The sequence below is a fragment of the Pyramidobacter porci genome, assembly GCF_009695745.1.
In the GTDB taxonomy this organism is placed as follows: Bacteria; Synergistota; Synergistia; order Synergistales; family Dethiosulfovibrionaceae; genus Pyramidobacter; species Pyramidobacter porci.
The window spans coordinates 213298-234408 of sequence record NZ_VUNH01000003.1; the positions used below are offsets into that span (position 1 = coordinate 213298).

General features: G+C 61.1%; 24 protein-coding genes and 1 tRNA gene. 21 read left to right on the forward strand and 4 right to left on the reverse strand.

Going from position 1 to position 21111, the window contains the following annotated elements; translation table 11 throughout:
• Positions 1 to 14: 14 nt before the first annotated feature.
• The 4 genes from FYJ74_RS04235 to FYJ74_RS04250 all read right to left on the reverse strand — a co-directional run bounded on the left by FYJ74_RS04235 (position 15) and on the right by FYJ74_RS04250 (position 1603).
• Positions 15 to 269: a helix-turn-helix domain-containing protein gene (locus FYJ74_RS04235; protein WP_154528342.1), complete on the reverse strand. Its 255-nt coding sequence runs from the start codon at positions 267 to 269 to the stop codon at positions 15 to 17.
• Positions 266 to 910 (reverse strand): hypothetical protein, encoded by a 645-nt coding sequence (locus FYJ74_RS04240; protein ID WP_154528343.1) that lies wholly within the window; start codon positions 908 to 910, stop codon positions 266 to 268. The genes FYJ74_RS04235 and FYJ74_RS04240 overlap by 4 nt, the downstream gene beginning before the upstream one ends.
• A 68-nt stretch (positions 911 to 978) precedes the next feature.
• Positions 979 to 1188, reverse strand: a complete 210-nt coding sequence (locus FYJ74_RS04245) for a hypothetical protein (RefSeq protein ID WP_154528344.1) — start codon at positions 1186 to 1188, stop codon at positions 979 to 981.
• Between the two features lie 328 nt (positions 1189 to 1516).
• Positions 1517 to 1603 (reverse strand) — tRNA-Leu (locus FYJ74_RS04250).
• Between the two features lie 167 nt (positions 1604 to 1770).
• Between FYJ74_RS04250 and FYJ74_RS04255 the strand changes: the two genes are divergently transcribed.
• The 21 genes from FYJ74_RS04255 to FYJ74_RS04350 all read left to right on the forward strand — a co-directional run bounded on the left by FYJ74_RS04255 (position 1771) and on the right by FYJ74_RS04350 (position 21111).
• Positions 1771 to 2121: a heat-shock protein Hsp90 gene (locus FYJ74_RS04255; protein WP_229769333.1), complete on the forward strand. Its 351-nt coding sequence runs from the start codon at positions 1771 to 1773 to the stop codon at positions 2119 to 2121.
• A 339-nt stretch (positions 2122 to 2460) separates the two neighbouring features.
• Positions 2461 to 3261, forward strand: coding sequence for a PulJ/GspJ family protein (locus tag FYJ74_RS04260; RefSeq protein ID WP_154528346.1), 801 nt, complete (start codon positions 2461 to 2463; stop codon positions 3259 to 3261).
• Positions 3243 to 3848 (forward strand): hypothetical protein, encoded by a 606-nt coding sequence (locus FYJ74_RS11610; protein WP_195838790.1) that lies wholly within the window; start codon positions 3243 to 3245, stop codon positions 3846 to 3848. The genes FYJ74_RS04260 and FYJ74_RS11610 overlap by 19 nt, the downstream gene beginning before the upstream one ends.
• 17 nt (positions 3849 to 3865) lie before the next feature.
• Positions 3866 to 5455: an outer membrane protein assembly factor BamB family protein gene (locus FYJ74_RS04265; RefSeq protein ID WP_195838791.1), complete on the forward strand. Its 1590-nt coding sequence runs from the start codon at positions 3866 to 3868 to the stop codon at positions 5453 to 5455.
• 13 nt (positions 5456 to 5468) lie between these two features.
• Positions 5469 to 6983, forward strand: a complete 1515-nt coding sequence (locus tag FYJ74_RS04270; RefSeq protein ID WP_154528348.1) for a GspE/PulE family protein — start codon at positions 5469 to 5471, stop codon at positions 6981 to 6983.
• A 5-nt stretch (positions 6984 to 6988) separates the two neighbouring features.
• Positions 6989 to 8074: a type IV pilus twitching motility protein PilT gene (locus tag FYJ74_RS04275; RefSeq protein ID WP_154528349.1), complete on the forward strand. Its 1086-nt coding sequence runs from the start codon at positions 6989 to 6991 to the stop codon at positions 8072 to 8074.
• Positions 8075 to 8121: 47 nt separating this feature from the next.
• Positions 8122 to 9294 carry a type II secretion system F family protein gene (locus FYJ74_RS04280; protein WP_195838792.1) on the forward strand — a complete coding sequence of 391 codons (1173 nt, stop codon included), beginning with the start codon at positions 8122 to 8124 and terminating at the stop codon, positions 9292 to 9294.
• A gap of 11 nt (positions 9295 to 9305) precedes the next feature.
• A complete protein-coding gene (locus tag FYJ74_RS04285) occupies positions 9306 to 9653 on the forward strand; it encodes a type IV pilus modification PilV family protein (protein WP_154528351.1) in 348 nt (115 codons plus the stop codon).
• 29 nt (positions 9654 to 9682) lie between these two features.
• A complete protein-coding gene (pilM, locus tag FYJ74_RS04290) occupies positions 9683 to 10591 on the forward strand; it encodes a type IV pilus biogenesis protein PilM (protein WP_154528352.1) in 909 nt (302 codons plus the stop codon).
• Complete coding sequence (locus FYJ74_RS04295; protein ID WP_154528353.1) at positions 10581 to 11114, forward strand: hypothetical protein; 534 nt, start codon at positions 10581 to 10583, stop codon at positions 11112 to 11114. The genes pilM and FYJ74_RS04295 overlap by 11 nt, the downstream gene beginning before the upstream one ends.
• Positions 11111 to 11632, forward strand: a complete 522-nt coding sequence (locus tag FYJ74_RS04300; RefSeq protein ID WP_154528354.1) for a hypothetical protein — start codon at positions 11111 to 11113, stop codon at positions 11630 to 11632. The genes FYJ74_RS04295 and FYJ74_RS04300 overlap by 4 nt, the downstream gene beginning before the upstream one ends.
• Positions 11629 to 12102: a hypothetical protein gene (locus tag FYJ74_RS04305; protein ID WP_154528355.1), complete on the forward strand. Its 474-nt coding sequence runs from the start codon at positions 11629 to 11631 to the stop codon at positions 12100 to 12102. Before FYJ74_RS04300 ends, FYJ74_RS04305 begins: the two co-directional genes overlap by 4 nt.
• 9 nt (positions 12103 to 12111) lie before the next feature.
• Positions 12112 to 13812, forward strand: a complete 1701-nt coding sequence (locus tag FYJ74_RS04310) for a type II secretion system protein GspD (protein ID WP_154528356.1) — start codon at positions 12112 to 12114, stop codon at positions 13810 to 13812.
• 399 nt (positions 13813 to 14211) lie between these two features.
• Positions 14212 to 15426 carry a hypothetical protein gene (locus tag FYJ74_RS11615; RefSeq protein WP_195838793.1) on the forward strand — a complete coding sequence of 405 codons (1215 nt, stop codon included), beginning with the start codon at positions 14212 to 14214 and terminating at the stop codon, positions 15424 to 15426.
• Positions 15427 to 15908: 482 nt separating this feature from the next.
• A complete protein-coding gene (gene efp / locus FYJ74_RS04320; protein WP_154528357.1) occupies positions 15909 to 16484 on the forward strand; it encodes an elongation factor P in 576 nt (191 codons plus the stop codon).
• 113 nt (positions 16485 to 16597) lie between these two features.
• Positions 16598 to 17023, forward strand: a complete 426-nt coding sequence (locus FYJ74_RS04325; RefSeq protein WP_154528358.1) for a CD1247 N-terminal domain-containing protein — start codon at positions 16598 to 16600, stop codon at positions 17021 to 17023.
• Complete coding sequence (locus tag FYJ74_RS04330; protein WP_154528359.1) at positions 17010 to 17513, forward strand: Asp23/Gls24 family envelope stress response protein; 504 nt, start codon at positions 17010 to 17012, stop codon at positions 17511 to 17513. Before FYJ74_RS04325 ends, FYJ74_RS04330 begins: the two co-directional genes overlap by 14 nt.
• Positions 17514 to 17629: 116 nt before the next feature.
• Positions 17630 to 18073, forward strand: coding sequence for a cytochrome D ubiquinol oxidase subunit I (locus FYJ74_RS04335; RefSeq protein ID WP_154528360.1), 444 nt, complete (start codon positions 17630 to 17632; stop codon positions 18071 to 18073).
• Positions 18070 to 18591, forward strand: a complete 522-nt coding sequence (nusB, locus tag FYJ74_RS04340) for a transcription antitermination factor NusB (protein WP_195838794.1) — start codon at positions 18070 to 18072, stop codon at positions 18589 to 18591. The genes FYJ74_RS04335 and nusB overlap by 4 nt, the downstream gene beginning before the upstream one ends.
• Positions 18588 to 19871: an exodeoxyribonuclease VII large subunit gene (xseA, locus tag FYJ74_RS04345; protein ID WP_154528362.1), complete on the forward strand. Its 1284-nt coding sequence runs from the start codon at positions 18588 to 18590 to the stop codon at positions 19869 to 19871. The genes nusB and xseA overlap by 4 nt, the downstream gene beginning before the upstream one ends.
• On the forward strand, positions 19861 to 21111 hold the full coding sequence (locus FYJ74_RS04350) for an adenosylhomocysteinase (RefSeq protein ID WP_154528414.1): 1251 nt from the start codon (positions 19861 to 19863) through the stop codon (positions 21109 to 21111). The genes xseA and FYJ74_RS04350 overlap by 11 nt, the downstream gene beginning before the upstream one ends.

The following is a 21111-nucleotide window of genomic DNA, read 5'->3' on the forward strand; positions in this document are numbered from 1 at the left end:
TATGTCCCTCTGAACTAGTCATCGCCCGCCGCCTCCTTCCTCGCGCCGATCAGCATATACTTGGCCAGCTTCCAGTCCTCGTGTTTCACGGTCAGGATTGGCCAGCCCGCCTTCCGCAGTTCGCAGATTCGCGCGGCCAGCTCGTATACCTTGCCGCAGGAGAAGACATGCTCGCGGTCAAACACTTCGCCTTGGAGCAGTGTGGCCAGCACGATCCGGCGTTGCGTGTTCTGCATCTTGATGTTCCCTCTGTCTTTCTGCGCCGTCATGCCGCCACCTCCGCCCGTTCAAAGGGTACAAAAAATCCAGCCACCGCCAGCGCGTCACTCCGCGCGGCAATGCCCGGCTCCTCGATACTTTTATTCTGTTGAGAGTCTACAACAACATTGACACGGGCCTCGTGGCCGGTGCCTACATGATGCGAATCAGATTGTCCGTCTCCATCGTCTGAACCGCCGTCGTCGCCGCCAGAATCAGAGCCGGCATGGGAAGGCGCGGCCACGAAGGAAGAACGAGAACGGCTGGAACTTCTTCTTTCGCGGCGGCGCACAGGACGCGTGTACTTATATGCCCTGATGCGCGCACGCCTGACACGTCCTGCTGCTTGTGTCAAGGCTTCGTGAATGTCAAAGAGCAGGGACGTTCCGCTTGTTTCGCTCACTCCCCCCGTCTGTCGTGCATCGGCGGCGCGGAGGGCGTCAAACGCCGCCTGCGTTGCCCGTTCCAACGCATTGTCATAGCCATCCAAGTTCGGAGTTATGCCGTTTTCGACCCACTTCTTTGCCACCCATACACGAAGGGCTTTTTTAATGCCCTCCTCGCCCCGCATCTCTTTTTCCGTAAGTTCAATTTCTATGCAGTCATAACTGCTTTCTTCGAGATCTTTCGTTGTGCTATAATCAGAGTACAAAATCAATTCATCTCCAGTCTTACGACCGTTCCCGGAACCGCGCCCGGCGAACGGTCTTTCTTTTTTTTTTACGCCATCATGCGCGGCGCGCCCTTGGCGTCGGCGAACATCTCGCGGGGAATGCGCAGGCACTCCGCCACGCCCTCAAGTTCTACATCGTTAAGCTTCCTGTATTTATCGCCCCTCTCAAAATTTCGGTATCTTCCCACATCGCCCCCGGCCCGTGCCGTCAGGTCTTTCACCGACACGTCGCGCCTCAGTCTCTCGAATCTGACCACTGTAAGTATTTCGGATCACCTCCTGTCTCTGTGTGTATTTTACCCCATTTGTGCGGTTATCGCCAGCATTAAAACGCTAGATATAGAGGCAATCCACAAAATTGCCCCTTTATGGTAATATGAAAAATTACACAGGAAGGGGGACAAAAAAAGAGCCTTCCATGCAGTCGCATGGAAAGCTCTTAAGCCTCGCCTGCGCGAGGCCATTTCAGCGCCATGGTCCCAATCCAACCTCGGGGGATTTACGCCTTTTTCAGGCAACCCTGTAAGCATGACGCCATTTTAATATACACAAGCGCCCCCTTGCAATAGGCGCGTTTGCTTCAATTGGTGCCTAAGGAGGGACTCGAACCCTCATGTGGTCGCCCACGGGGGATTTTGAGTCCCCTGCGTCTACCGATTCCGCCACTCAGGCATGGGCACAACGATGAACGGTAGAATGATAACACGGACAGTCCGCTTCCGCAAGTTGTATTCTTGTAAGAATGTAGCGAGGATTCTCGAGCTGGAAAATATCCTGAACGCATCGTGATATAATAAAAACGGCAATTGAAGCTCTCGTAACGAAAGGATGGGATGAGAATGAGCAAAAATGCGATGATCGCCAAAGTGAAAGAAGTTGTTGCGGCCGGAAGCTGCTGCGCCGAATTGAAGGCCGCGGGGGAGGAATGGCTCGACGCGGTCGGCACGCCCCAGCAGAAGGAAGCGGCGGAAAGGCTCGTGAAGGAACTGGAAGAGGACGTGCAGAGCATCGACGCGACGATGGAGTTCCTGAAAAGTCAGGCGGCCGTGGATTTTTTGGGCGCGGAAACGGTCGCCCAGATGACGGAACAGGGCAAGAAGGTCAAAGCGTCCGGCGGCAAATATTGTTTTTGCCCAGCCTGTCAGGGCGGCGTGGAAATCCTTGCCCGCAAAGAAGAGCTTTTTGCGTAGGATCCGTCCCCAAAGACGGCAGTCACGTTGAAGCGGAATCTGCCGTGATGTTATTCACCGTTCCAGCATCTTGCGGGCAATTCAAAGAGCGCGATGGCCAGCGATCGTCCGGCTTTTGGGGCGTGTCGAGGCGCGCCTGGGCATACGCGTCGCGTCTGGAACGGAAATTGTATTTTTCGTGCATTTCATGATCGGAAAAAATTGTGCCTTGTTCCGCGCCGTGGGCTCTGATACAATGAAAACGCTTTATTTAGTGTTCTATATGGAGGTCGTGAAATTTCGTCGAATGCTCGGGGGAACGGCGCGATGCGAAGCGGAAAACGCAAACGAAGAAGAGGAATGACGCTTGTCGAGGTTATGACAGCGCTTCCTCTTTTTGTTTTGCTGAGCGGCGGCGCTCTTTTCGTCATGCAGAATGCCGTTGAGTCCTTCCACCGCAGTGAGGATTATGTCTCAGCGCCCGGCTGGAGCAGTGTGGAACGCGTTTTCGCTTTTCTGGAAACTCCGGCGAAGCATTGCGGCGTCGGACTGCCCGAACGTTGGCAGACGGATCTGTTTTCGCCGCCGTTGCCGCTGTACTCCATGCCGGCCTGGTCGCTCTGGCAGAAAAGCGTTTCCGTCGGCGACTCCGTTGGCGGGTACGGTTTCCGTTCCACCGGCGCCGACTGGGGGAACACGCTCCGTCTCGTCTCCTGCACGCCGACGGGGAATATCTTGCTGAAAGAGCTCCAAGCGGAAGCGAACGTTTCGGTGAAAAGTTTGTTTTCCGGCGCCGTCAAGGAGGAGAACACGGTGGACGCCAGGCTGTCGGTCAGCTGGCTTTTGTTCCCGGGGACGGAGGTGCCGGTGCGGCTCGTCCGCGAAGCGGCCAGCGAATCCCCGACGGTGACGGCGCGGGAATCCCTTGCCGTGCCGTGGGGAACTCCGGTCTGCCGGCTTTTGGCGATGACGGTTTTCGTTAAAAATGGAACGGTCTATGTCGATTATCATGACGGCAGTCATGAGCAGCCGGTGTTTCATGACGTGCAGGCGCTCGGGTTTCGTTTTGACGAAGACAGGCGTCTGCTCAGCGTCAGAGTGCAGTTCGCTGCCGGAGAAAAGATGCTGGAGGTCTCGCGGACATGGAAGCTCGGGCTCTGAAGCGACGGGGCAGCGCTCTGGCGATCCTGCTGATCGTGGTCTCGGCCCTGGTCGGAATGCTGGCGCTGGAGTACGCGCGCTGGCACTGGCTGCAACGGAGCGCCGACGATTCCATCCTGCAGCCGAAGCTCGACACGGCGGCGCGGGACGCGCTTGAACGCGCCACGAGGTGGCTTTTTCAGCGTAAACCGGAAAATCCGCGCGGAGGATACGGGGTGATGTCGATTTCACCCACGATCGGCCCGGAACAACTGGAGATCGCCGTGCCGGCGGAAATCGGGCGGTTCTCCACGGCCGACGCGGAGGTGGAGAGCCGCGTTCAATGGTGCCTTTTTACCGTTTCTCCCTTTTTGAATGGGAATTCAAGGGTTGCCGCGTATCCGCCCTCGTTGGGCGGTTTGTGGTCGGAGGGCGATTCGCCGCTGGTTTTTCGTCAGTCATATACGCAGCTTCAGACGGGGCAGGCGGGACGCCCGCTTTTTCAAAAAGGCGCCTGGCGCATTGTGGTCACGGCGCGTCCTCGTTCGCCGGCGGCGGACGCGCTTCATGCCGTAACGCTCGAACGGGTTGTCCTGGTGGAACGATGATGTGGCCGGGGTTTCTTGTGCTTCTGGTTTTGTTTTCGGCGGAAAGCCTGCGGGCCGAGGTGCCGGCGTTGCCGATAAAACTGCGGGAACTTTCCAGCTTCTCGCGGAATTCGGAATGGGAACTGACGGGGACGCCTTTGCTCTTCCAAGCGAACGGGCGCCGCGGCGGTTACGTGCCGCTGCGGCGGGAACGCCCAAGCCCCTGCGGCGACGAGGGCAAGATACAAAAGCGTCTCTTCGGCGACGCGTTTGGAACGGAACGGATCATCTGGGAGTCGTCCGTCGGGGCTTCGCGTCGGGTACTTATCGTGCCGTGCGGGGACGACGGACCGTCGGCGGGGGAGTTGCGCCCGCTTGGCGGTTATGATCCCGCGGCGGGAGGGTACTTCGGCGTGGATGAAACGCTCTGGGCCGAATGGCGCGCACGGCTGCGGGAGACGGCGCTTGGCGCGCCGTTTCCGGCGGCCATGGTTGACGCGGAAAATTCCCTGTACGTTCAGACTGACGACGGGCTGATATGCGCCTTTGACGCGGCGACGGGGAAAGAACGCTGGGCTTTTGCGCCGCCGCAGCTCTGCTGGAGAACGCGGGCAGAGGCCCTGGTGCGGGCAAAATCGCTGACGGAGCTGCCCTGGCTGGCGGCCGGCGGTTTGACGGCGGAGCGGGTGAACGTCTCCTCGCGGGAACGCATTTTGCTGTGGGGCACTTTGGGGCTGGGGGCTCGCGCCCTTTTCTGCCTCGACGTGACCGACCCTCTCGCGCCGTCTTTTCTTTGGGGGCGCGAGGATCTGGCAAACGGCGCTTGTCTCCGCTGGGGCGGCGTCGGGGATAAGGAGGAGCGAGCGCCGCTCGGGCATGCCGCGGCAGCGCCGCTGGCGATTCCCCTTGCCGGAAAGTGGTCTCTGCTGGTGCCTTCCGGCGCCGGCGCGCGGGGGCGGCTGCTGAGCTACGACGCTTTGAGCGGGAAACTGACGGGACAAAGCGAGGGCGGCGACGCGGAACTTTGCCTGCCGCCGCTGGGACTGAACGACTCATCCGCAAGTTTGCAGCGCGTGGCGCTCTGCGACAGCCGTGGCGGCGTGCAGATTTTTCTGCGCCAGGCGGAAGACTTTCGGTTTTCCGAACGGATCGATCTGGAAAAGATAACGCTTTTCGATGAGTTGAATTTCCGTTTCGCGCCGATCCCTTGCGTTGTATCCCGCGGGCTGTGGCTGGCTTTTGTCGGCGAGAACGGCGCGGACACTCTGGTCGCGGCCGCGCCGGCGGCTCTGAAAGATCTGCGCTGGAGCGCGGCGCCCTGGCGCGGCAGCGGCTGGGGCTGGTGGCTGGAGCTCAAAGGTTTTCATGACGTCGTCAGCGCGCTTTTTTATGACGGGCTGCTCTACCTCTTGGGGCGGGAGGAACAACGCCGCGTTTTGCAGGTTGTCGATCTGACGCCCGGCAGGCTCGCGGCTGCGGAAACGCTTTCCCACAAGGCGGCCGGTCTGGCGGTCCGGGACGGCAAAGTCGTGGTGCTGGAAAACGGCGCGGACGGACCAACTGCCGTTCCCGTCTCGTCGGTTCTGCCGGCGCCGTCGTCGGGAATCTATTACACGCTCTACAGGTAAGGAGATGACGTCTATGATGCTCAGCGAGAGCGGCGCTCTGCCGCCGTCCCGCGTGGCGCTGGCCAGGCTGCATCCTGCGCCGGAAGCGCTGCGGCTGATCTCGTTCGAAACGGCGGCGCGGCTTCGCGTCCTGCCGCTGACGATCGCTCCCGACGGCCATCTGCACGTCATGGCGGAAGAGCCGCGGAGCCTGCCCTGCGCCGATGAACTGCAGGCACTGGCCCGTCGGCGGGTGGAGCTGATCCCTTCGAGCGTTCCCGATCTTGCGGCCGAAATCCGCCGCGCCTATCAATTTTCCGGACGCATCGCCCGCCTCTCCGCGGATTACCTGCACGACGAGAGGAACGACGAAGCGGCGTCGGAACGGCTGGACGATGCCTCGCCGGTTTCCCAGATCGTGGAGAGCATGGTCGCTCAGGCGATCGGCGAACGTGCCTCCGACATTCACATCGAACCGGGCGAAAAAGAGTCGCGAGTCCGTTTCCGCATCGACGGCCGGCTTGTGGACGCAGTCCGTTTTCCGTCGGGAATCCACCGGGCCGTGACGGCGCGCGTCAAGATCATGGCCGGAATGGACATCGCCGAGAGCCGTCTTCCTCAGGATGGCCGCATGTTACGGGACGTGGAAGGGCGCAAAGTGGATTTCCGCATTTCTACGCTTCCGTCCGTTCGCGGGGAGAAGGCGGTCCTGCGCATCCTTGACCGCGAACGGGCGCTGCGCGGGCTTGAAGGGTTGGGATGCGAGGCCGCAGAGCTGGCACGGATCAAGAATCTGCTGAACGTTCCCAACGGCATCGTCCTCAACACCGGCCCCACCGGCAGCGGCAAGACCACGACGCTGTACGCCATGCTGGAACGGCTGAACCTCGCCGAGTTCAACGCCGTGACCGTGGAAGATCCCGTGGAGTACGACATTCCCGGCGTCACGCAGGTGCAGGTCAACGAGCGCAGCGGGCTGAGTTTCGCTGCGGCGCTGCGTTCCATTCTGCGCCAGGATCCCGACATCGTCATGCTGGGCGAGATCCGCGACGGCGAAACGGCGCTGCTCGCCGTCCGCGCCGCCTTGACCGGCCACGTCGTCCTGAGCACGCTGCACACCAACGATGCCGCCAGCGCGGCGCTGCGCCTGATCGACATGGGTGCGCCCGCCTTTCTCGTGGCCTCGGCGCTGCGCGGCGTGATGGCTCAGCGCTTGGTTCGCAAACTCTGCCCTCATTGCCGGCAGCCGTATGCGCTGCCGGAGCGCGAATGCGAGCGCCTGGGGCTTCCGCACGGGAGCGTTTTTTACCGGCCCGTGGGCTGCCCGCTGTGCGACGGCCGGGGATATGCGGGACGGACGGCGATTTTCGAGGTGCTGGCTGTCGACGAAGAAATTTCCGCTCTGATCGCGCGCGAGGAAAGTGTTTCCACGCTGCGCGAGGCGGCTGTCCGCAAGGGCATGAGAACGCTGGAACGCAGCGGCATCGCCAAAGCGCTGGCCGGCGTGACGAGTTACGAAGAAGTTTTCGGCGCCATCGATGTGAGGTGATTGCCATGCCGGGATCTGATCTGTGGGCTTTGTTTGACGAAGCGGTGGAATGCGGGGCCAGCGACGTTCATCTTTCCTGCGGGCGCGCGCCGTTGTTCCGTATCGACGGCCGGCTCGAGGACAGCGGCCGCGACGTGGTTGGCCGGGAATGGCTGTTGGCGTCCATCAGGCGAATGCTGTCCGCGGCGGAATGGAACGACTGGGAACTGAATAAAAGCATCAGCGCCGCGCATGAATTTGGCGTTCCCGCCGCGCCGAGGAGATTCCGTCTCAGCTGTTTCTGGAGCAGAGGACAGCCTGCGGCGGCGGTGAGGTTGATTGCCGCTCGGATCCCGACGCCGGAACAGTGTGGTTTGCCGGCGGTTTTGAAAGAACTTTGCGCGAAAGGACGCGGCCTCCTGCTGTTCACCGGACCGTCCGGGAGCGGCAAGAGCACGGCGCTGGCTTCTCTGGTCGACTGGCTTAACGGAACGTGCCACATCCACATCGTGACGCTGGAAGATCCCGTTGAATTCGTGCATGACTGCAAGCGGGCGCTGCTCCACCAGCGTCAGATCGGCCGTGACTGTCCGAGCTTCGCGGCCGGACTGCGGGACGCTTTGAGGCAGGATCCCGACGTGATTGAAATCGGGGAAATGCGCGACGGCGAGACGATTTCCGCCGCCATCACGGCCGCCGAGACCGGACATCTGGTGCTGGCGACGCTGCACGCGCCGGACGCGCCTCAGGCCGTTGAACGCATCATCGACGTTTTTCCAGCGGCGCAGCAGGCGCAGATCAGAGCGCAGACAGCGCTTTCGCTGGCGGGCGTGTGCGCGATGCGGCTGGTTCCGCAGCGCGCGGGCGGCCGCTGTCTGGCCACGGAAATGCTCGTCGGCACGGCGGCGGTGCGAAGCGCGATCCGCGAGTCGCGCACGGCGCAGCTGAAGACGATACTGCAAACGTCGCAGCGCGACGGCATGCACACGATGGAGCAGTCTTTGCTGCGGCTCGTCGAGCAGAAACGCATTGCGCCGGAAGCCGCCCTTGCCGGCGCGTTTGACGGCGAAGAGATGAAGCGTCTTCTGGGCGGCCGGTTGATGCTGCCATGAAATTCTCCTATCGAGCCCGGTCTTCCGCCGGAGAGCTGCGAACGGGCGTGGTCGAATGCGCGAACGCGCGGGAAGCGGCGCGGATTTTGCGCCGGCAGGGCCTGCTGCCGCTTGCGATCGAAGCCGGCGCTTCGGAAAAAGCGGCGCAGCCCGCGGCGTCGCTCTGGCGTAAACTGCGCGCCATCGGCACGATCCCGCTGTTGCAGAAAGCGTTGTTTTTCCGGGAGCTGGCGCTTTTTACCGCGGCGGGAATTCCGCTGGGCATTTCCCTGCAGCGGCTTGCGGAGACGAGCCGCTGCTTTCCGATGATCGAAAAGATCCGGCGGGTGTGCCGGGGAATCAACGGCGGACAAGCCATGAGCCGGGCGATGAGAGACTGCCGTTTTTGTGAGCCGGTCGACCAGATGATGCTCTCTGTCGGCGAAGAGACCGGGCGGCTTTCCGAATCGCTGGAGCTTGTGGCGGAGCGGTATGAGCGCCGTGAGCGGCTGCGCTCCCAAATTTTTTCCGCGCTGACCTATCCGGCGCTGGTGTTGTTCTTCTCTCTTGCGGTGCTTCTGGTCATGTTCGGTTTCGTTCTGCCGAAGTTCCACGAAGTTTTCGCGCGTTTGAAAATTCCCATGCCGGCGCTGACAGCCAAACTCTTTTACGTGAGCGGACACCTTCCGCTGATCCTGTCTTTCCTGCTTGCCGGTCTGGCTGCCGCCGCCGGCGCAATCTGGGGACTGCGCCGAGTGCCCGGGGCGCGTCTGGCGATCGACCGTCTGCGGCTGAAAGTCCCCGTCGTCGGCGCGCTGCGGGCGAAGGCGGCGCTGGCGCGTTCGCTGCGCAGTCTGGGGCTGTTGCTGAAATCTGGCGTGCCGCTGCTGCGTTCGCTTGAACTCAGCGCGGAAACTTCTCGCAACGCCGCGATGGCCCGCACGCTGATGGAGCTTCATGGCGCCGCTTCCCGGGGAGCCGGCCTGGCGGCGCGGGCCCGGGAACTGGCTCTGTTGCAGCCGGTGACGGCGACGCTGATCGCGGCGGGAGAGCAAACCGGAAAAATGGATGAAATGTTGCTGCGGGCCGCAGAGTGGCATGAAAGGGCGTTCGACGAGGGAATCAAGCGGCTGACGTCCGTCCTCGAACCGCTGTTGATCATCGCCGTCGGGCTGGCGGCCGCGCTCGTCGTCGCGGCGATCTTTCTGCCGGTTTTGCAGGCGGTGCGGTCATTTTCATGATGAGGCGCGCGATGAAAAAGGGTTTTCTGCTGGTCGAGTGCCTGATCGCTGCGGCGCTTGCGGCTGTTTTTCTGCCTCTGCTGGCCTCTACCTTTACGGAAAATTTGCACGCCGCCGTTGAGCTTCGCCGTCGTCAGGAAGGCTGGCGGGGGGCGCTCTCGTGCGTCGAGGAAGTGGAGGCGTGGGGGAAGGTCCCTTCGCCGGAGAAGTTATTGGAGAATTTTTCCAGCGGCTTCGCTTCGTTTGACGTTTCTGTCGACCTGTCGCCTTCGGCGGAGGGGAGCGTCTGTACGGTCCTGGTGACCTGGCCGGGACGGGGAGAAAAACGCGAAGTCAGACTGTCCAGGCGGATTCGCTGAAGCGGTGTGCTCGGGGAAGGAGCGGAACGATGCTGTGGAAACGGAGGACTGAGCGCTGTGCGGGGGCGGCGCTGGCGCTGCGCGATCGCTGGGCGTGCTACGCCGAACTTTTGCGGGAAGGCGGGCGGGCGCGGCTCGTCAACGCCGAAAAAATCCCTCTTCCCGACGGTTTGGTCAGCCGCGGGCATCTGGCGGACGGAGCGGCCTTAGGCGCGTTTCTGCGCAAGAAATTGGCGTTTCGCTGGGGCAGGATTCCTTTTGCCGTGGGAATCCCGTCGGCCGACTGCATTTTTCGGCTGTTTGCCCTGCCGGCGGCCAATGTGGAAGAGGCGCGCGCTTCCATGACGTGGTGTTTTTCCGATTATTTCCCGTTCGACGTCGGCGAAGCCCTGTTCGATGTCTGCGAGGTAAGCTCCCCGTCGCACGACGGCCGGCTGCGCCTTGTGGGCGCGGCCTGCGCGAAGGCGCAGGTTGCGCCGTTTCTCGAAAGCCTGCGCGGTCCGCGGGCCCGCGTCTTCGCCGCGGAACCGCAGATTGTCGCCGCGACGCGCGCTTTCGGTTCCGCCATTGCCGAAGAGAATTTCTTGTTGGTCATGAAACGTGAAGATTCGCTGCACTGCGCGTTCGTCTCCGCGGGAAGCGGTCTGTTTTTTCGCAGCGTCGCCCTCTCGGCCGAAGAATTTGCCTGGAGTTCGCAGGTCTGTTCGGAAATAAACAGGACCTTGGATTATGTTTCCGAAAACTTCGGCGGGACCGCGCCGCCGGTTTATATCGCAAAAGGCGCCTCCGCGCCGGTTGCGCTCCCGCTCGGCGATCTGCACGCGGCGGCGCGGGAAATCGATTTCGACGGCCTTTGTCCGGCGGTTCTCACGCCTCCGGCCGATTCCGAATGGTACGACGTCGTCGGTTTGCTGCTGAGGTTTGACCATGAAGACTGAATTCAACCTGCTGCCCGCGTCTTACTGCGAGCCCGTCGAGCCGGGATGGAAGCGCTTTCTGCGCGAATATGGAGCGTTTGCCGTGATGTTTTTGTGTTTTTTGCAGTTTTTTGTCTGCGCGCTGACGCTGTGGCCGCGTCTGCGGTCACAGTACGCCGCGGTTCGGGAAGCGGAGCGCGAAGCGACGGCGGCTGCGGCGCGTCTGGGCGAAGTGTGCGGGGATCTTAAAGCGCACGACAGTCGGCTCGGGGCCATGATCGAGCAAGGGCAAAGTTCGGCGCTGGCGCTTGAAATTCTGACGGCGCTCGCCGGCGCCGTGCCGGAGACGGGGGAGCTGGAAGCCGTCACGGCGGATCGGGAACGCTGTCGGATCGAGATTCTGTTCGCCGACCGCGAGAACGCGGATCACGCCCTCGAAAAGCTGGCGCGTCTGCCCTACGCGCCGCTGCGAATCAGCGAGCGCCGGCTTCTGAGCGGCGGAAGTCTGCTCCTGTGTCTGGAAGGAACGAGGCGGGGACGATGAAAAAACTCACGGTGACGGCGCCGGTTTTTCGCGGGCTGGCGGCCGTTGCGCTGATGCTTGCCGTGGCGTGGGCGCAGAGTTGGATCGTGTCCCGCACGGACGATCTGAAAACGCGCACGGCGGAGCTGCGCCTGCTTGCCGAGCGCAGCAGGGGCCGTGCGGAAAAACTGACGGCTTTGATCGCTACTTTGAAGGAAGAACGGGACCGTTTCGACAAACTGCCGATCGTTCCGGCAGCCACGCCCGAAGAATTGAAGGCGGCGCTGGAGCAGTGCGCGCTGACGGCCCAGGTCGACTGCGCCGTGTCCCTGTCGCCGGATCCCGATCGGCTTGGAGCGGTGCGTCTCGAAGTGGCTCTGCGGACACGGGGACAGGGGATCCGCGCCTTTTTGAGCGAAATTCTGGCACGCCGCGAGTTCTTTTGCGTCGACCGCGTGGAGGCGCGCCGTAGCGGCGAACAGTCGTTCGGCGTGGACATGACGCTGTCTTCCTTCTTGCGGAAGGAGACGGCATCGTGAGCGCGAATCCCGGAAAAATCAAGATGGCGGCCGGCGCTCTCTGCTGGGGCTGTGCAGTCCTTTCGTTGATTTCCACCGCCTTCTGGCAGCGCCGGCTCTTTCATCCCGTAAAAATCGCCGTCGCGGCGGCGGCTCCCGAGGAACCGATGCCGGTCGCGCGAAGTGCCGAGCTGGAACGGATTTTGCAGCAGCGGCTCGACGTTCTGAAGCGAGCGGCGGCATGGGAAGAGTCATGGGACGGCGAAGAGGACATTTCGTCGGACGCTATCCTGAACCGGCCGCTCCTGGCGCTGCGCGGCGTCATTTCGTCCGGCGGCCGGCAATGGGCGGCCGTGGCCGTCGAAGGTTCGGCGCGGACGGTCCTGGCCGTCCCGGGGCAGTCGCTGAACGGCGTGAGGATCCTGGCGATCGGGCAGACGGGCATGACCTGTCAGTGGCGCGGACAAAAATTTTTCGTGCCGCTGGAATAGGAGGGGCGTATGAATCCGAAGAAGCATTGTGCGGCGCTTGCATTGTTCCTGTTTTCCCTTTTCCTGCCGGCGGAGCTGCCGGCCAGAACGCGCGAGGAGCCTCGGCTTTGGGCGCTTCACGCGGAGCAGGCCGGGGATTCGCATATCGTGTTGTCTTTGGAAGGGCACGCGTTGAAACGCCCCGAACTGGCTTACAGAAATGAAAATTCCCTGACGCTGGCGCTCGAAGGAGTGCGCTTCCCGGCCCTGAACTACGAGCGCGATCTCGACACGCCGCTGGTCCCTCATATCAAAGTGGAAGACTCCAATCGCAGCACGCTGATCACGCTTTTCTGCGAAGAACCTTTGCAGCTTGGCGAGGTCAGAGGGGCCGGGAGCGGGCGCATGCGGATCCGCTTCGCAAAAGGCGGGCGCGCCCAGGATCGGGAACAAACGCCGATTCTGCGGGAAGGCGGAGACGCCGGGCGCATTTCGTCGAAAAAGATCTCCATGAATCTGAAAGACTGCGAACTGGCGGACGTCTTCCGCCTTCTCGGCGCGATGTCGGACGTGAATATCGTCGTCGACGCCTCGGTGCCGCAGAACGCGAGGATGACGCTGGCCTTCAGCGAGGCCCCCTTTGCGGAAGTGTTTCAGTTCGTGCTCCGTTCTCAGAATCTCGGCTTCAGCGTCGTTGGCCGGACGGTCGTCGTCGGCGCGAAAAATTCGCTGAGCCTGCTGACGGGGCGCCTGACGACCAGGAGCTATCACGTCGCCTATGCGGAGGCGCAGAAGACCGCGCCCCTGCTGAAAGATCTGGCGGAGCTCAATTCGCCGGCCAACAGAGTGCTGGTCGACGAGCGCCAGAATCTGATCGTCGTCACGGGAACGGCCTTTCAGCAGGAAAAAGTGCGGCGAACGCTCCGCCTGCTCGACGCACCGGGACGGCAGGTGATGCTCAAGGCGCGCATCATCGAAGTGAACGACGACGCGAGCGACCAGCTCGAAACTGCCCTCAACGCCGTTTACGACTGGTGGTGGGGCAGTTACCAGAACGGCGCGCTCTCGGCGGGATTCGCGCAGAGCGGTCACAAGCCCGGCACGGCCGAAGGCCCGCTGGGGAATCTGGACACTTCCGCCAATCTTCCCGGACAGATCGGCAGCGGCATCGTCCAGCTGGCCGGCACGGCGACGCGGATGCTGGATTTTCGCCTTCACACTTTGGTGGAACAGAAAAAAGCGCGCGTTCTGGCGGACCCTACGGTGACCGTGCTCGACGGCGAAAAAGCGACCGTGAAGCTCGTGGAAAAACTGAAATACGTGTCGCGGCGCGACGACGCGCAGAATCCGACCTACGACGACGAAGAAGTCGGCCCCAAACTGGAAGTGACGCCCCGGATCGGACGCGGCGGCATGATCACCGTCAGCGTCTCTCTGGCGACAGGCGAGGTGATCCAGTGGATCCGCGGCGGTCAGGGCGAGCAGATCCCGCAGACGAACTCGCGCACCGTCGAAACGAAGATCCGCGTGCGCGACGGCGAGCCGTTCGTGATCGGCGGCCTGTTCAAGGAAAGCCGCTCGCGCACGCGCGCTTCTGTGCCGATTTTGAGCAGCATCCCTCTGATAGGCGAGCTTTTCAAAGCCAAACTTGACAAGAAGACGCGCAGCCAGGTCGTGATGATTTTGATCCCCTATATTCTTGAGATCCCCGACCTTGCCGACGGGCGGTGAAAACGTCGCCGTAACCGTTCATTGAAAAAGCGGCTCGAAAGCTTCCCGTGTCTTACGTTCCGATCCGTTGCGCTGGGATTGCAGATCTGCCGGCGCGGGTGACGTGTCTTTTTATAGGTATTCGCTCAGTCCTTTCAGCAGGCGGGAGTCTTTGCGTCACCCTTAAAAAGGTTCAAAACGCTTGCTCAACGCCAAAAGTGTCGACGGCCCTGTGAAAATGGGCTCGGCATATATTTCTTTATGTGCGAAACGAGGTTTTTCTGTTATACTTTTCGATGCGGATATGTTTCGGAGCCGCTGCGGTCTTCTGAAAAGCGGATCGCAAAAAAAGACGAAAATCGAAAGGGCGATGACACGATGAGAATCGGAAAGAGAGCGAAAACCCTGACGTCGATACTTTTGATGTGCGCGCTGACATTCTCCGGCTTTCCAGCGGCGGCCGCCGCGACGGGCGCATCGGCTGTGCCGAAGAAAATCGTACCCGCCGCGAAAAAAGCGCCGGCGGCGAAGAAATCCGCGAAGAAGCAAGACGCCGCGAAAACGAGGAAAAAGGCGCCGAAGAAAACCGTCATTCCAAAGAAATACGCCGCGCAGATCCTGAGGGAACACGACGCGTACATCGAGGCGTTCGTCAACGCGGAAATGGGCGCCAGGTATTACTGCAAACGGATCTACGACGCCGTCCACCGGGGCAGAAAGACGCCTTCGCAGGAAGAACTGGACGCCATGGCGTACGAGGTGACGCGGCTGAGAAAGGAACTGAGTTCCGCGGCGAAGAGATACGCCCTCAACATCCGCGTGGCGAAGAGGATGGCCGTATCCTTCATGAACGAAGAGGAGCGGACGCTGCTGGCCGAGGCGCTGAGCTTCCTGTTCGCGACTCCGGCCCATGCGGCGCCTTTCAACCTGTCCAGTCTCGACGGCATCGAGGCGGGACTCAACAGCATCGCGGACGGCACTCCGGATATCAACATGTCGGCCGCCGAGATCGACAGGCTCCGCAAGGAGGAAAAGAAACGGCAGCAGGAAATGGAGGCCAAACATCCCCAGGCCCGAAAAGACCGGATAAAAGCAGAAATGGCGGACGCCCGGCTGGACGCAGCCATTTCTGGTACTCTTGGCTACGTTGCCAGAGCCGGCGAGGTGGCTGCGGCCGGAACCGCTGCTGTCGCAGGCGCCGCTCTTTTCTTCCTCAGTTTCCCGGCTGCGGGGCTCGCAGCGTCTGGAAGCGCGGCTGCTGGACTCTTTACCTCTACCATTGGGGTGGTTGGGAGTGGGTTAGCGGCGGGTGATTCGATTCTGGGTTTTGTCGATGTCGCGACTGATAAAAATCGCAGCACTGAACGGAAGGATTTTAAAAAGATAACCGTGGCAGTCAATGCCGTAAACGTGATCCAAGGAGCGGTAACCATATCCTCGAAGACCGAGGCGATAAAAGCAGTCGTCGATGGTATAGGCTGGGTGCAAAGTTATGAGGATATGCTTGACGCTTGTGAGGATCCCAAGGCCCCCGGGCGCAAAGGGGCAAAAGCCGTCAAGCGCGCCGCGGAATCCGCCAGCGACGCGAAGCGGGAAAACAAGGACAACGGCGGCCACGACGGCTGCGGCCACTGACCGGCCAGCGGCGGCTCCCGCCGCGGCGTTGCGTGGCGGCGGCCGGGTCTAAGCGATCTCCTGTGCTGAAATAATCGGCGTGGGGCGCCGCGCGCAAAAAGTTCCGCCGCCGGTTTCGGGGCGAAGCCGCGCGGGCGCCGCCGCTTCGATCTTGCCCTCCGACGCTTTCGGCGCGACGCGGTTCTTTTGGCGCCGGGCGAACGTGCCGTTGTGCGGTATTTTTTTTATTTTTCCATAACGTTGCGCCTCCATGGGCGCTCCAAAGCGGGCCTGCGCGCTTCCACGGGCCCGCTTTCCTTTTGCGGGCAGCCCCGGAGCGTTTCGCGCGCTTTAGCTGGCGGAGCTTATGAGCGGCGTGATCGAGAACGACGACAAACGCAAATTCCGGACCTTGCAAATGAAGTGAAAACACATTAAAATTAAACGTCATGGCTGTCTGCATTTGCGGCAGAGAAACAGATTCTCGGGAGGTTACGTGATACATGGCCGATATTGTCGATACAAGTAAGTTTTACCCTGGCATGAAATTGAAATGGCAGGACGGTTTGTGGGAAGTGGTGGACTGTCAGCATCACATGAAGGGGCGCGGCGGCGCCGTGCTCAAGTGCAAACTGCGCAACCTCGATACGGGCAGCATTTCCGAAAACAGCTTTGTGTCCGGCAACGATAAATTCGAACGCATCGTCTTTGACGAGAAACCCGCTCAATACAGCTACAAAGACGGCGATCACTACGTCTTCATGGATATGGAAAGTTACGAGGAAGTTTATCTGACCAAGGAGGCTCTTGGTCCGGCGCTCAATTATCTGACGGACAATCTCGAGGTCAGTCTCGACATGTACGAGGGCAAGGTCATGGGGATCACGCTGCCCAACAGCGTGGTGCTGAAGATCGTCGACACGCAGCCCAACTTCAAGGGCGACACGGCCGCCGGCGGCGGCAAACCGGCCACGATGGAGACCGGCCTGGTCATCACGGTGCCGATGTTCGTCATGAACGGCGAGAGCGTCGTCGTCGATACACGGACCGGCGAATACGTTGAACGAGTGAAAAAATAATCGAATTGTTCCACGTGGAACATTGTAAATTGTAATTGAAGAGGAAACTGCGTCTTTCAGCCTGTACGGAAAGACTGTTTCGGACCTTGTTTTTCATAAAGGAGAGATCGGCAATGAGCGCACGTGAAAAGATTGCCTACATTAAAGGACTTCTCGACGCCGGCAAGCCGGAAGACAAGCTCGCGCTTTCTCTCTTTAATGCCGTTGTCGACGCGCTGGATGCGTTGGCGGACGAGAACGACGCGCTGAAAAAGCAGCTGGAGGAGCAGCAGAGCGCGGCTGACGACCTCTATTCGATCTGCGGCGAGCTCGACGCCGATCTGTCCGACGTCGAATCGCGCCTGGGAATCGACGAAGAACTCGACGAAGACGAAGCGCCTCTTGAAGACGATTACACGGAAGTCGCCTGCCCGTCCTGCGGCCTGCATTTTTACTGTCAGACTTCCATGCTTTCCCCTGACGATCACTGCGTTGAGTGTCCAGACTGCGGGGAAAAGGTCAGCGTGGATTTAGAGGCGGAGGATCATGACGCCGATTGACGAGCTGGATCAGACGTCCGAGCCGCTCTACAAATCCGATTTCGACCTGGAACGCGCCGTAGAGGAAGCTCGCGAGGAGGATCCGAAATCAACCGACGGCCTGCTTCACATCTCTGAAGACGTCGTTCAGGAAATCGCCCGTCGGGCGCTGGCGCGAGTTTCCTCGGTGGTGCCGGGAAACGCCGGCATGTCGGTGCTGGGACTGGGACGAAAAAATCCCGAGGGCGTGCGCGTTTCGCTCGAAGAAGGGACGCAGTCGCAGATCTCCGTCGACGCTTACGTTCTCGTTCGCTACGGACTTCGTATTCCCGATGTGGCCTGGGATTTGCAGGAATTCCTGAAAAAGGAGCTGGAAACCTCGACCGGCTATGAAGTCAAAGCCGTGAACATTTTTGTTCAGGGAGTTTATTTCGGCGAGCAGGCCCCCAAGGAAGAGCAAGGAACGGAAGAAACTGGAGCAAAGGCAGCTGTGACTACTGCCGGAGAGTGAGACAAACAGCCGGCTCGTCCTCGGGCCGGCTGTCGTTGTAGAGAAGGGAGGTATGCGCGACGTATCAGAATTTTGGGCGTACGCCCTATGGTTTTATCAAAGTGGATACGCAGGCGGTGCTTTCTCTTGTTTCCCGCCATCTTCCTCAGGGAGTACAGTGCAGCGCGGTCAGACTGCGCGCCCATGACCGTTTGTGTCTTGTCGTGATCAACGACAAGCGCGAGTTCTGGAGCCGGGAGGACGATATGCGCCGCGCCAAGGCCATCACCGAGGATCTGCGTGCCATGGGGATGGAGCTGCCCAGATTGCAGTGGATCAGACAGAGTCGCTTTCTTGTCGAGTCGCCTTATCTGGAGCGCTCTCTCTGCGGGCAGCCTGCGTTTTGGATCAACTGCGTCTGCGGCGTTTTTGCCTTTTTCGCACTTTCCTGGTGGGCTGTGGCCGTTTATGCCGTTCTGGCATTTTGTACATGGCTGTTTTCGTCGTGGCTTATTTCCGGCGGAGGCTGGGCCAAGCTGCAGAATCTTTTGCCCTTTTTGAAACGAGGTTCCCAGTGGTGACGAATAAAGATAACACTCAAGAATCGCTTCATGCGGCGCGAGTGCGCCTTTTCCAAATTCTGTGCGCGCTGGATTCTCTGGGCGGAAAGAAGCTTGACCAGCGTGAGGTCGAAGCATATCTGGAAGAGCTTTTTGTCGAGCCGGAAGCCGCTGCGGAAAACGGCGCTGAAGCTGAAAGCGGAGAAAACGGCACCGACGAGGAAATCGGGGTGTCGCGGGTTCCCTTTGCGGACTATCGCCAATCCTGCGAGCGCGCCTGTTTGGTGCGCAACGCTCTTCCTGAAATCGACGCCTTGATTGAAACGTACTCGACCGAGTGGAAAACCGAACGCATGAGCCTGGTGGATCGCACGATTATCCGCCTGGCGCTGTACGAGGCCGTGATCGCGAAAAAAGTCCCGGTCGGCGTCGCTCTCAGCGAAGCCGTGCTGCTGGCCAGAGAGTACGGCAGCGACGACTCGCCTCGTTTTGTCAACGGCGTCCTGGCCCGTATCGTCAAGGGGCTCTCGCTGTCATGATCCGCTATGGTTCCGCTCGCGTCAGAGGGGATGCCGCGCCTCTGAGCGTAGACGAAGTCGCCTTAAGAGTAAAAAATCTGCTCGACTACGATGAGACGCTTGCTCATCTTGTCGTCGAAGGCGAACTGACCGACTTCAAACGTCACGTCTCCGGGCACGTTTATTTCGTCCTGAAAGGGCGCAGCGCTTCGCTGCCCTGCGTGATGTTCCGCGGCGACGCGGCGGGCATGCTTCTCTGGCCGGCGGTCGGCGATCGCGTCGTGGTTTCGGGCAGCGTGAGGCTTTACGAGGCGCGCGGCGTCGTGCAGATATACGCGCGTAAAATGTATCCGCTGGGGCTGGGCGCGGCCGCGAGAGCCAAAGAAGAGCTGCGGCTCAGGCTGGAAAAAGAAGGGCTTTTCGCTGCCGCGCGCAAGCGTCCCTTGCCGCGTTATCCGCAGCGCGTGGCCTGCGTTACGTCCGATACGGGGGCTGCCGTTCAGGACGTGATCAGGCAATTTCGCGCGCGTTTTCCCGCCGCCGAGCTGATCGTCGTCCCCTGTCTCGTGCAGGGCGTTCACGCGGCCGAAAGCGCGGCGTTGGCGCTGAGACGGGCTTCGGCTCTGCCGGGAGTGGAAGCCGTGCTCCTGGTGCGCGGCGGCGGTGCCAAAGAAGACCTCAATCCGTTTGACGACGAAGAACTGGTGCGGGAGGTCGCCCGCTGTCCCGCCCCCGTCGTGTGCGGCGTGGGGCACGAAGTCGACTGGTCGCTGTGCGATCTGGCCGCCGACCGGCGCGAACCGACGCCGACGGCCGCCGCCACGTCGGTGTTTCCCGATCGTATGCGGGAATTGAGCGCCCTGGCGGAATGTTCCCGTCTTCTTCATATGCACGCAGACCACGGCCTGCGCGATGAAAAACAGAACCTTGCCGGCCGCGAGGAAACCATGAGGCATTTTCTGAGGCGTCTGCTGGAAAACGCGGCGCAGCGTCTTGACGATCTTGATGAAAAAACGACGTATCATGTCGGCGCCGAACTTCGGCTCATGAACGGCCGGCTCGACGAGTGCGAACGTTCGCTGGAGAATCTGTCGCCGGCGGCTCTTGCGCGCCGCGGCTACAGCTTGGTCATGAGCGGCGGCGAGCCGCTGCTCTCCAGCGCTCAGGCGCGCTGCGGCGACGTGCTCTCTGTGCAGATGCTCGACGGCACTGTGACAGGGCGCGTGGATTCCGTGGAACCTCGCGGCGTGGACGTAAGAGATGCGCATATACAGAGGAGGAGAATTCATGATGGATTATAAAATCGCCGATCTTTCCCTCGCTCCGGGCGGGCATGCCAAAATGGACTGGGCGTGGCGCTCCATGCCGGTGCTCAACGCCCTGAAGGCCCGTTATGCCGCTTCGCAGCCGCTGAAGGGCGTAAAACTTGCAGCCTGTCTTCACCTGGAAGCGAAAACCGCCTGCCTGTTGCGGACGTTCAAAGATCTGGGCGCCGAAGTCCGGGCGGCCGGCAGCAATCCGCTTTCCACGCAGGACGACGTCTGCGCCGCTCTCGTCGATGCGGGCGTTTCCGTGTTCAGCCGTCACGCCATGAGCGGCGAGGAATATCACTGCTATCTGCGCGATACGCTGGCTTTCGGCCCGTCGGTCATCACGGACGACGGCGCCGATCTGGTGGCAACGCTCCTTTCCGACATGAAGGACTTGATCCCGGCCGTCAAGGGCGCTTCCGAGGAGACGACCTCCGGCGTCAAACGCCTGAAGGCCATGGAACGGCAGGGGATTCTGCCATTTCCGGTGATTTCCGTGAACGACGCCCACAGCAAATATCTTTTCGACAACCGCTACGGCACCGGGCAGTCGGTGTGGGACGGCTTCATGCGCACGACCAATATCCTCGTGGCGGGCAAGACCGTAGTCATCGCCGGTTACGGCTGGTGCGGCCGGGGCGCGGCCATGCGCGCCCGCGCCCTCGGCGCCCGCGTCATCGTCACCGAACTGGATCCGCACCGCGCGTTCGAAGCGGTCATGGACGGCAACGAATTGATGACCATGGCCCAGGCGGCGCCGCTGGGAGATATCTTTCTTACGTTTACCGGCAACACGCACGTGATCCGGGCGGAACATTTCCAGCTCATGAAGGACAACGCGATCATGGGCAACGCCGGACATTTCGACGTCGAGATCAACAAGCGTGAACTGGCGGCGCTGGCCGTCAAACACGAATTGGCGCGGACGAACATCGAGACTTTTACGATGCCCGACGGCCGCCGTCTCAATCTGCTCGGCGAAGGCCGGCTTGTCAATCTGGCCTGCGGCGACGGGCATCCGATTGAAATCATGGATCTCAGCTTCGCGCTCCAGCTCGAATCCGCCATCTACGTGAACGAACACGGGCGCGCTCTCAAGGCGGGGCTGATGGACGTGCCTGAAGAAATCGACGCGGCGGTCATGGAAACGAAGCTCGCTTCCATGGGGTTGTCCCTCGAACGCCTGACCGAAGAACAGCGCGCCTATATGGCCGACTGGCGCGAAGACTGA

Coding starts and splice junctions, on each gene's coding strand:
- FYJ74_RS04300 (WP_154528354.1), top strand. CDS start 11,111: ATGAAAAAACTCACGGTGACGGCGCCGGTTTTTCGCGGGCTGGCGGCC.
- FYJ74_RS04275 (WP_154528349.1), top strand. CDS start 6,989: ATGCCGGGATCTGATCTGTGGGCTTTGTTTGACGAAGCGGTGGAATGC.
- FYJ74_RS04255 (WP_229769333.1), top strand. CDS start 1,771: ATGAGCAAAAATGCGATGATCGCCAAAGTGAAAGAAGTTGTTGCGGCC.
- FYJ74_RS04350 (WP_154528414.1), top strand. CDS start 19,861: ATGGATTATAAAATCGCCGATCTTTCCCTCGCTCCGGGCGGGCATGCC.
- pilM (WP_154528352.1), top strand. CDS start 9,683: ATGCTGTGGAAACGGAGGACTGAGCGCTGTGCGGGGGCGGCGCTGGCG.
- FYJ74_RS04325 (WP_154528358.1), top strand. CDS start 16,598: ATGAGCGCACGTGAAAAGATTGCCTACATTAAAGGACTTCTCGACGCC.
- FYJ74_RS04330 (WP_154528359.1), top strand. CDS start 17,010: ATGACGCCGATTGACGAGCTGGATCAGACGTCCGAGCCGCTCTACAAA.
- FYJ74_RS04260 (WP_154528346.1), top strand. CDS start 2,461: ATGACGCTTGTCGAGGTTATGACAGCGCTTCCTCTTTTTGTTTTGCTG.
- FYJ74_RS04295 (WP_154528353.1), top strand. CDS start 10,581: ATGAAGACTGAATTCAACCTGCTGCCCGCGTCTTACTGCGAGCCCGTC.
- FYJ74_RS11610 (WP_195838790.1), top strand. CDS start 3,243: ATGGAAGCTCGGGCTCTGAAGCGACGGGGCAGCGCTCTGGCGATCCTG.
- FYJ74_RS04235 (WP_154528342.1), bottom strand. CDS start 269: ATGACGGCGCAGAAAGACAGAGGGAACATCAAGATGCAGAACACGCAA.
- FYJ74_RS04310 (WP_154528356.1), top strand. CDS start 12,112: ATGAATCCGAAGAAGCATTGTGCGGCGCTTGCATTGTTCCTGTTTTCC.
- FYJ74_RS04285 (WP_154528351.1), top strand. CDS start 9,306: ATGAAAAAGGGTTTTCTGCTGGTCGAGTGCCTGATCGCTGCGGCGCTT.
- FYJ74_RS04270 (WP_154528348.1), top strand. CDS start 5,469: ATGATGCTCAGCGAGAGCGGCGCTCTGCCGCCGTCCCGCGTGGCGCTG.
- efp (WP_154528357.1), top strand. CDS start 15,909: ATGGCCGATATTGTCGATACAAGTAAGTTTTACCCTGGCATGAAATTG.
- xseA (WP_154528362.1), top strand. CDS start 18,588: ATGATCCGCTATGGTTCCGCTCGCGTCAGAGGGGATGCCGCGCCTCTG.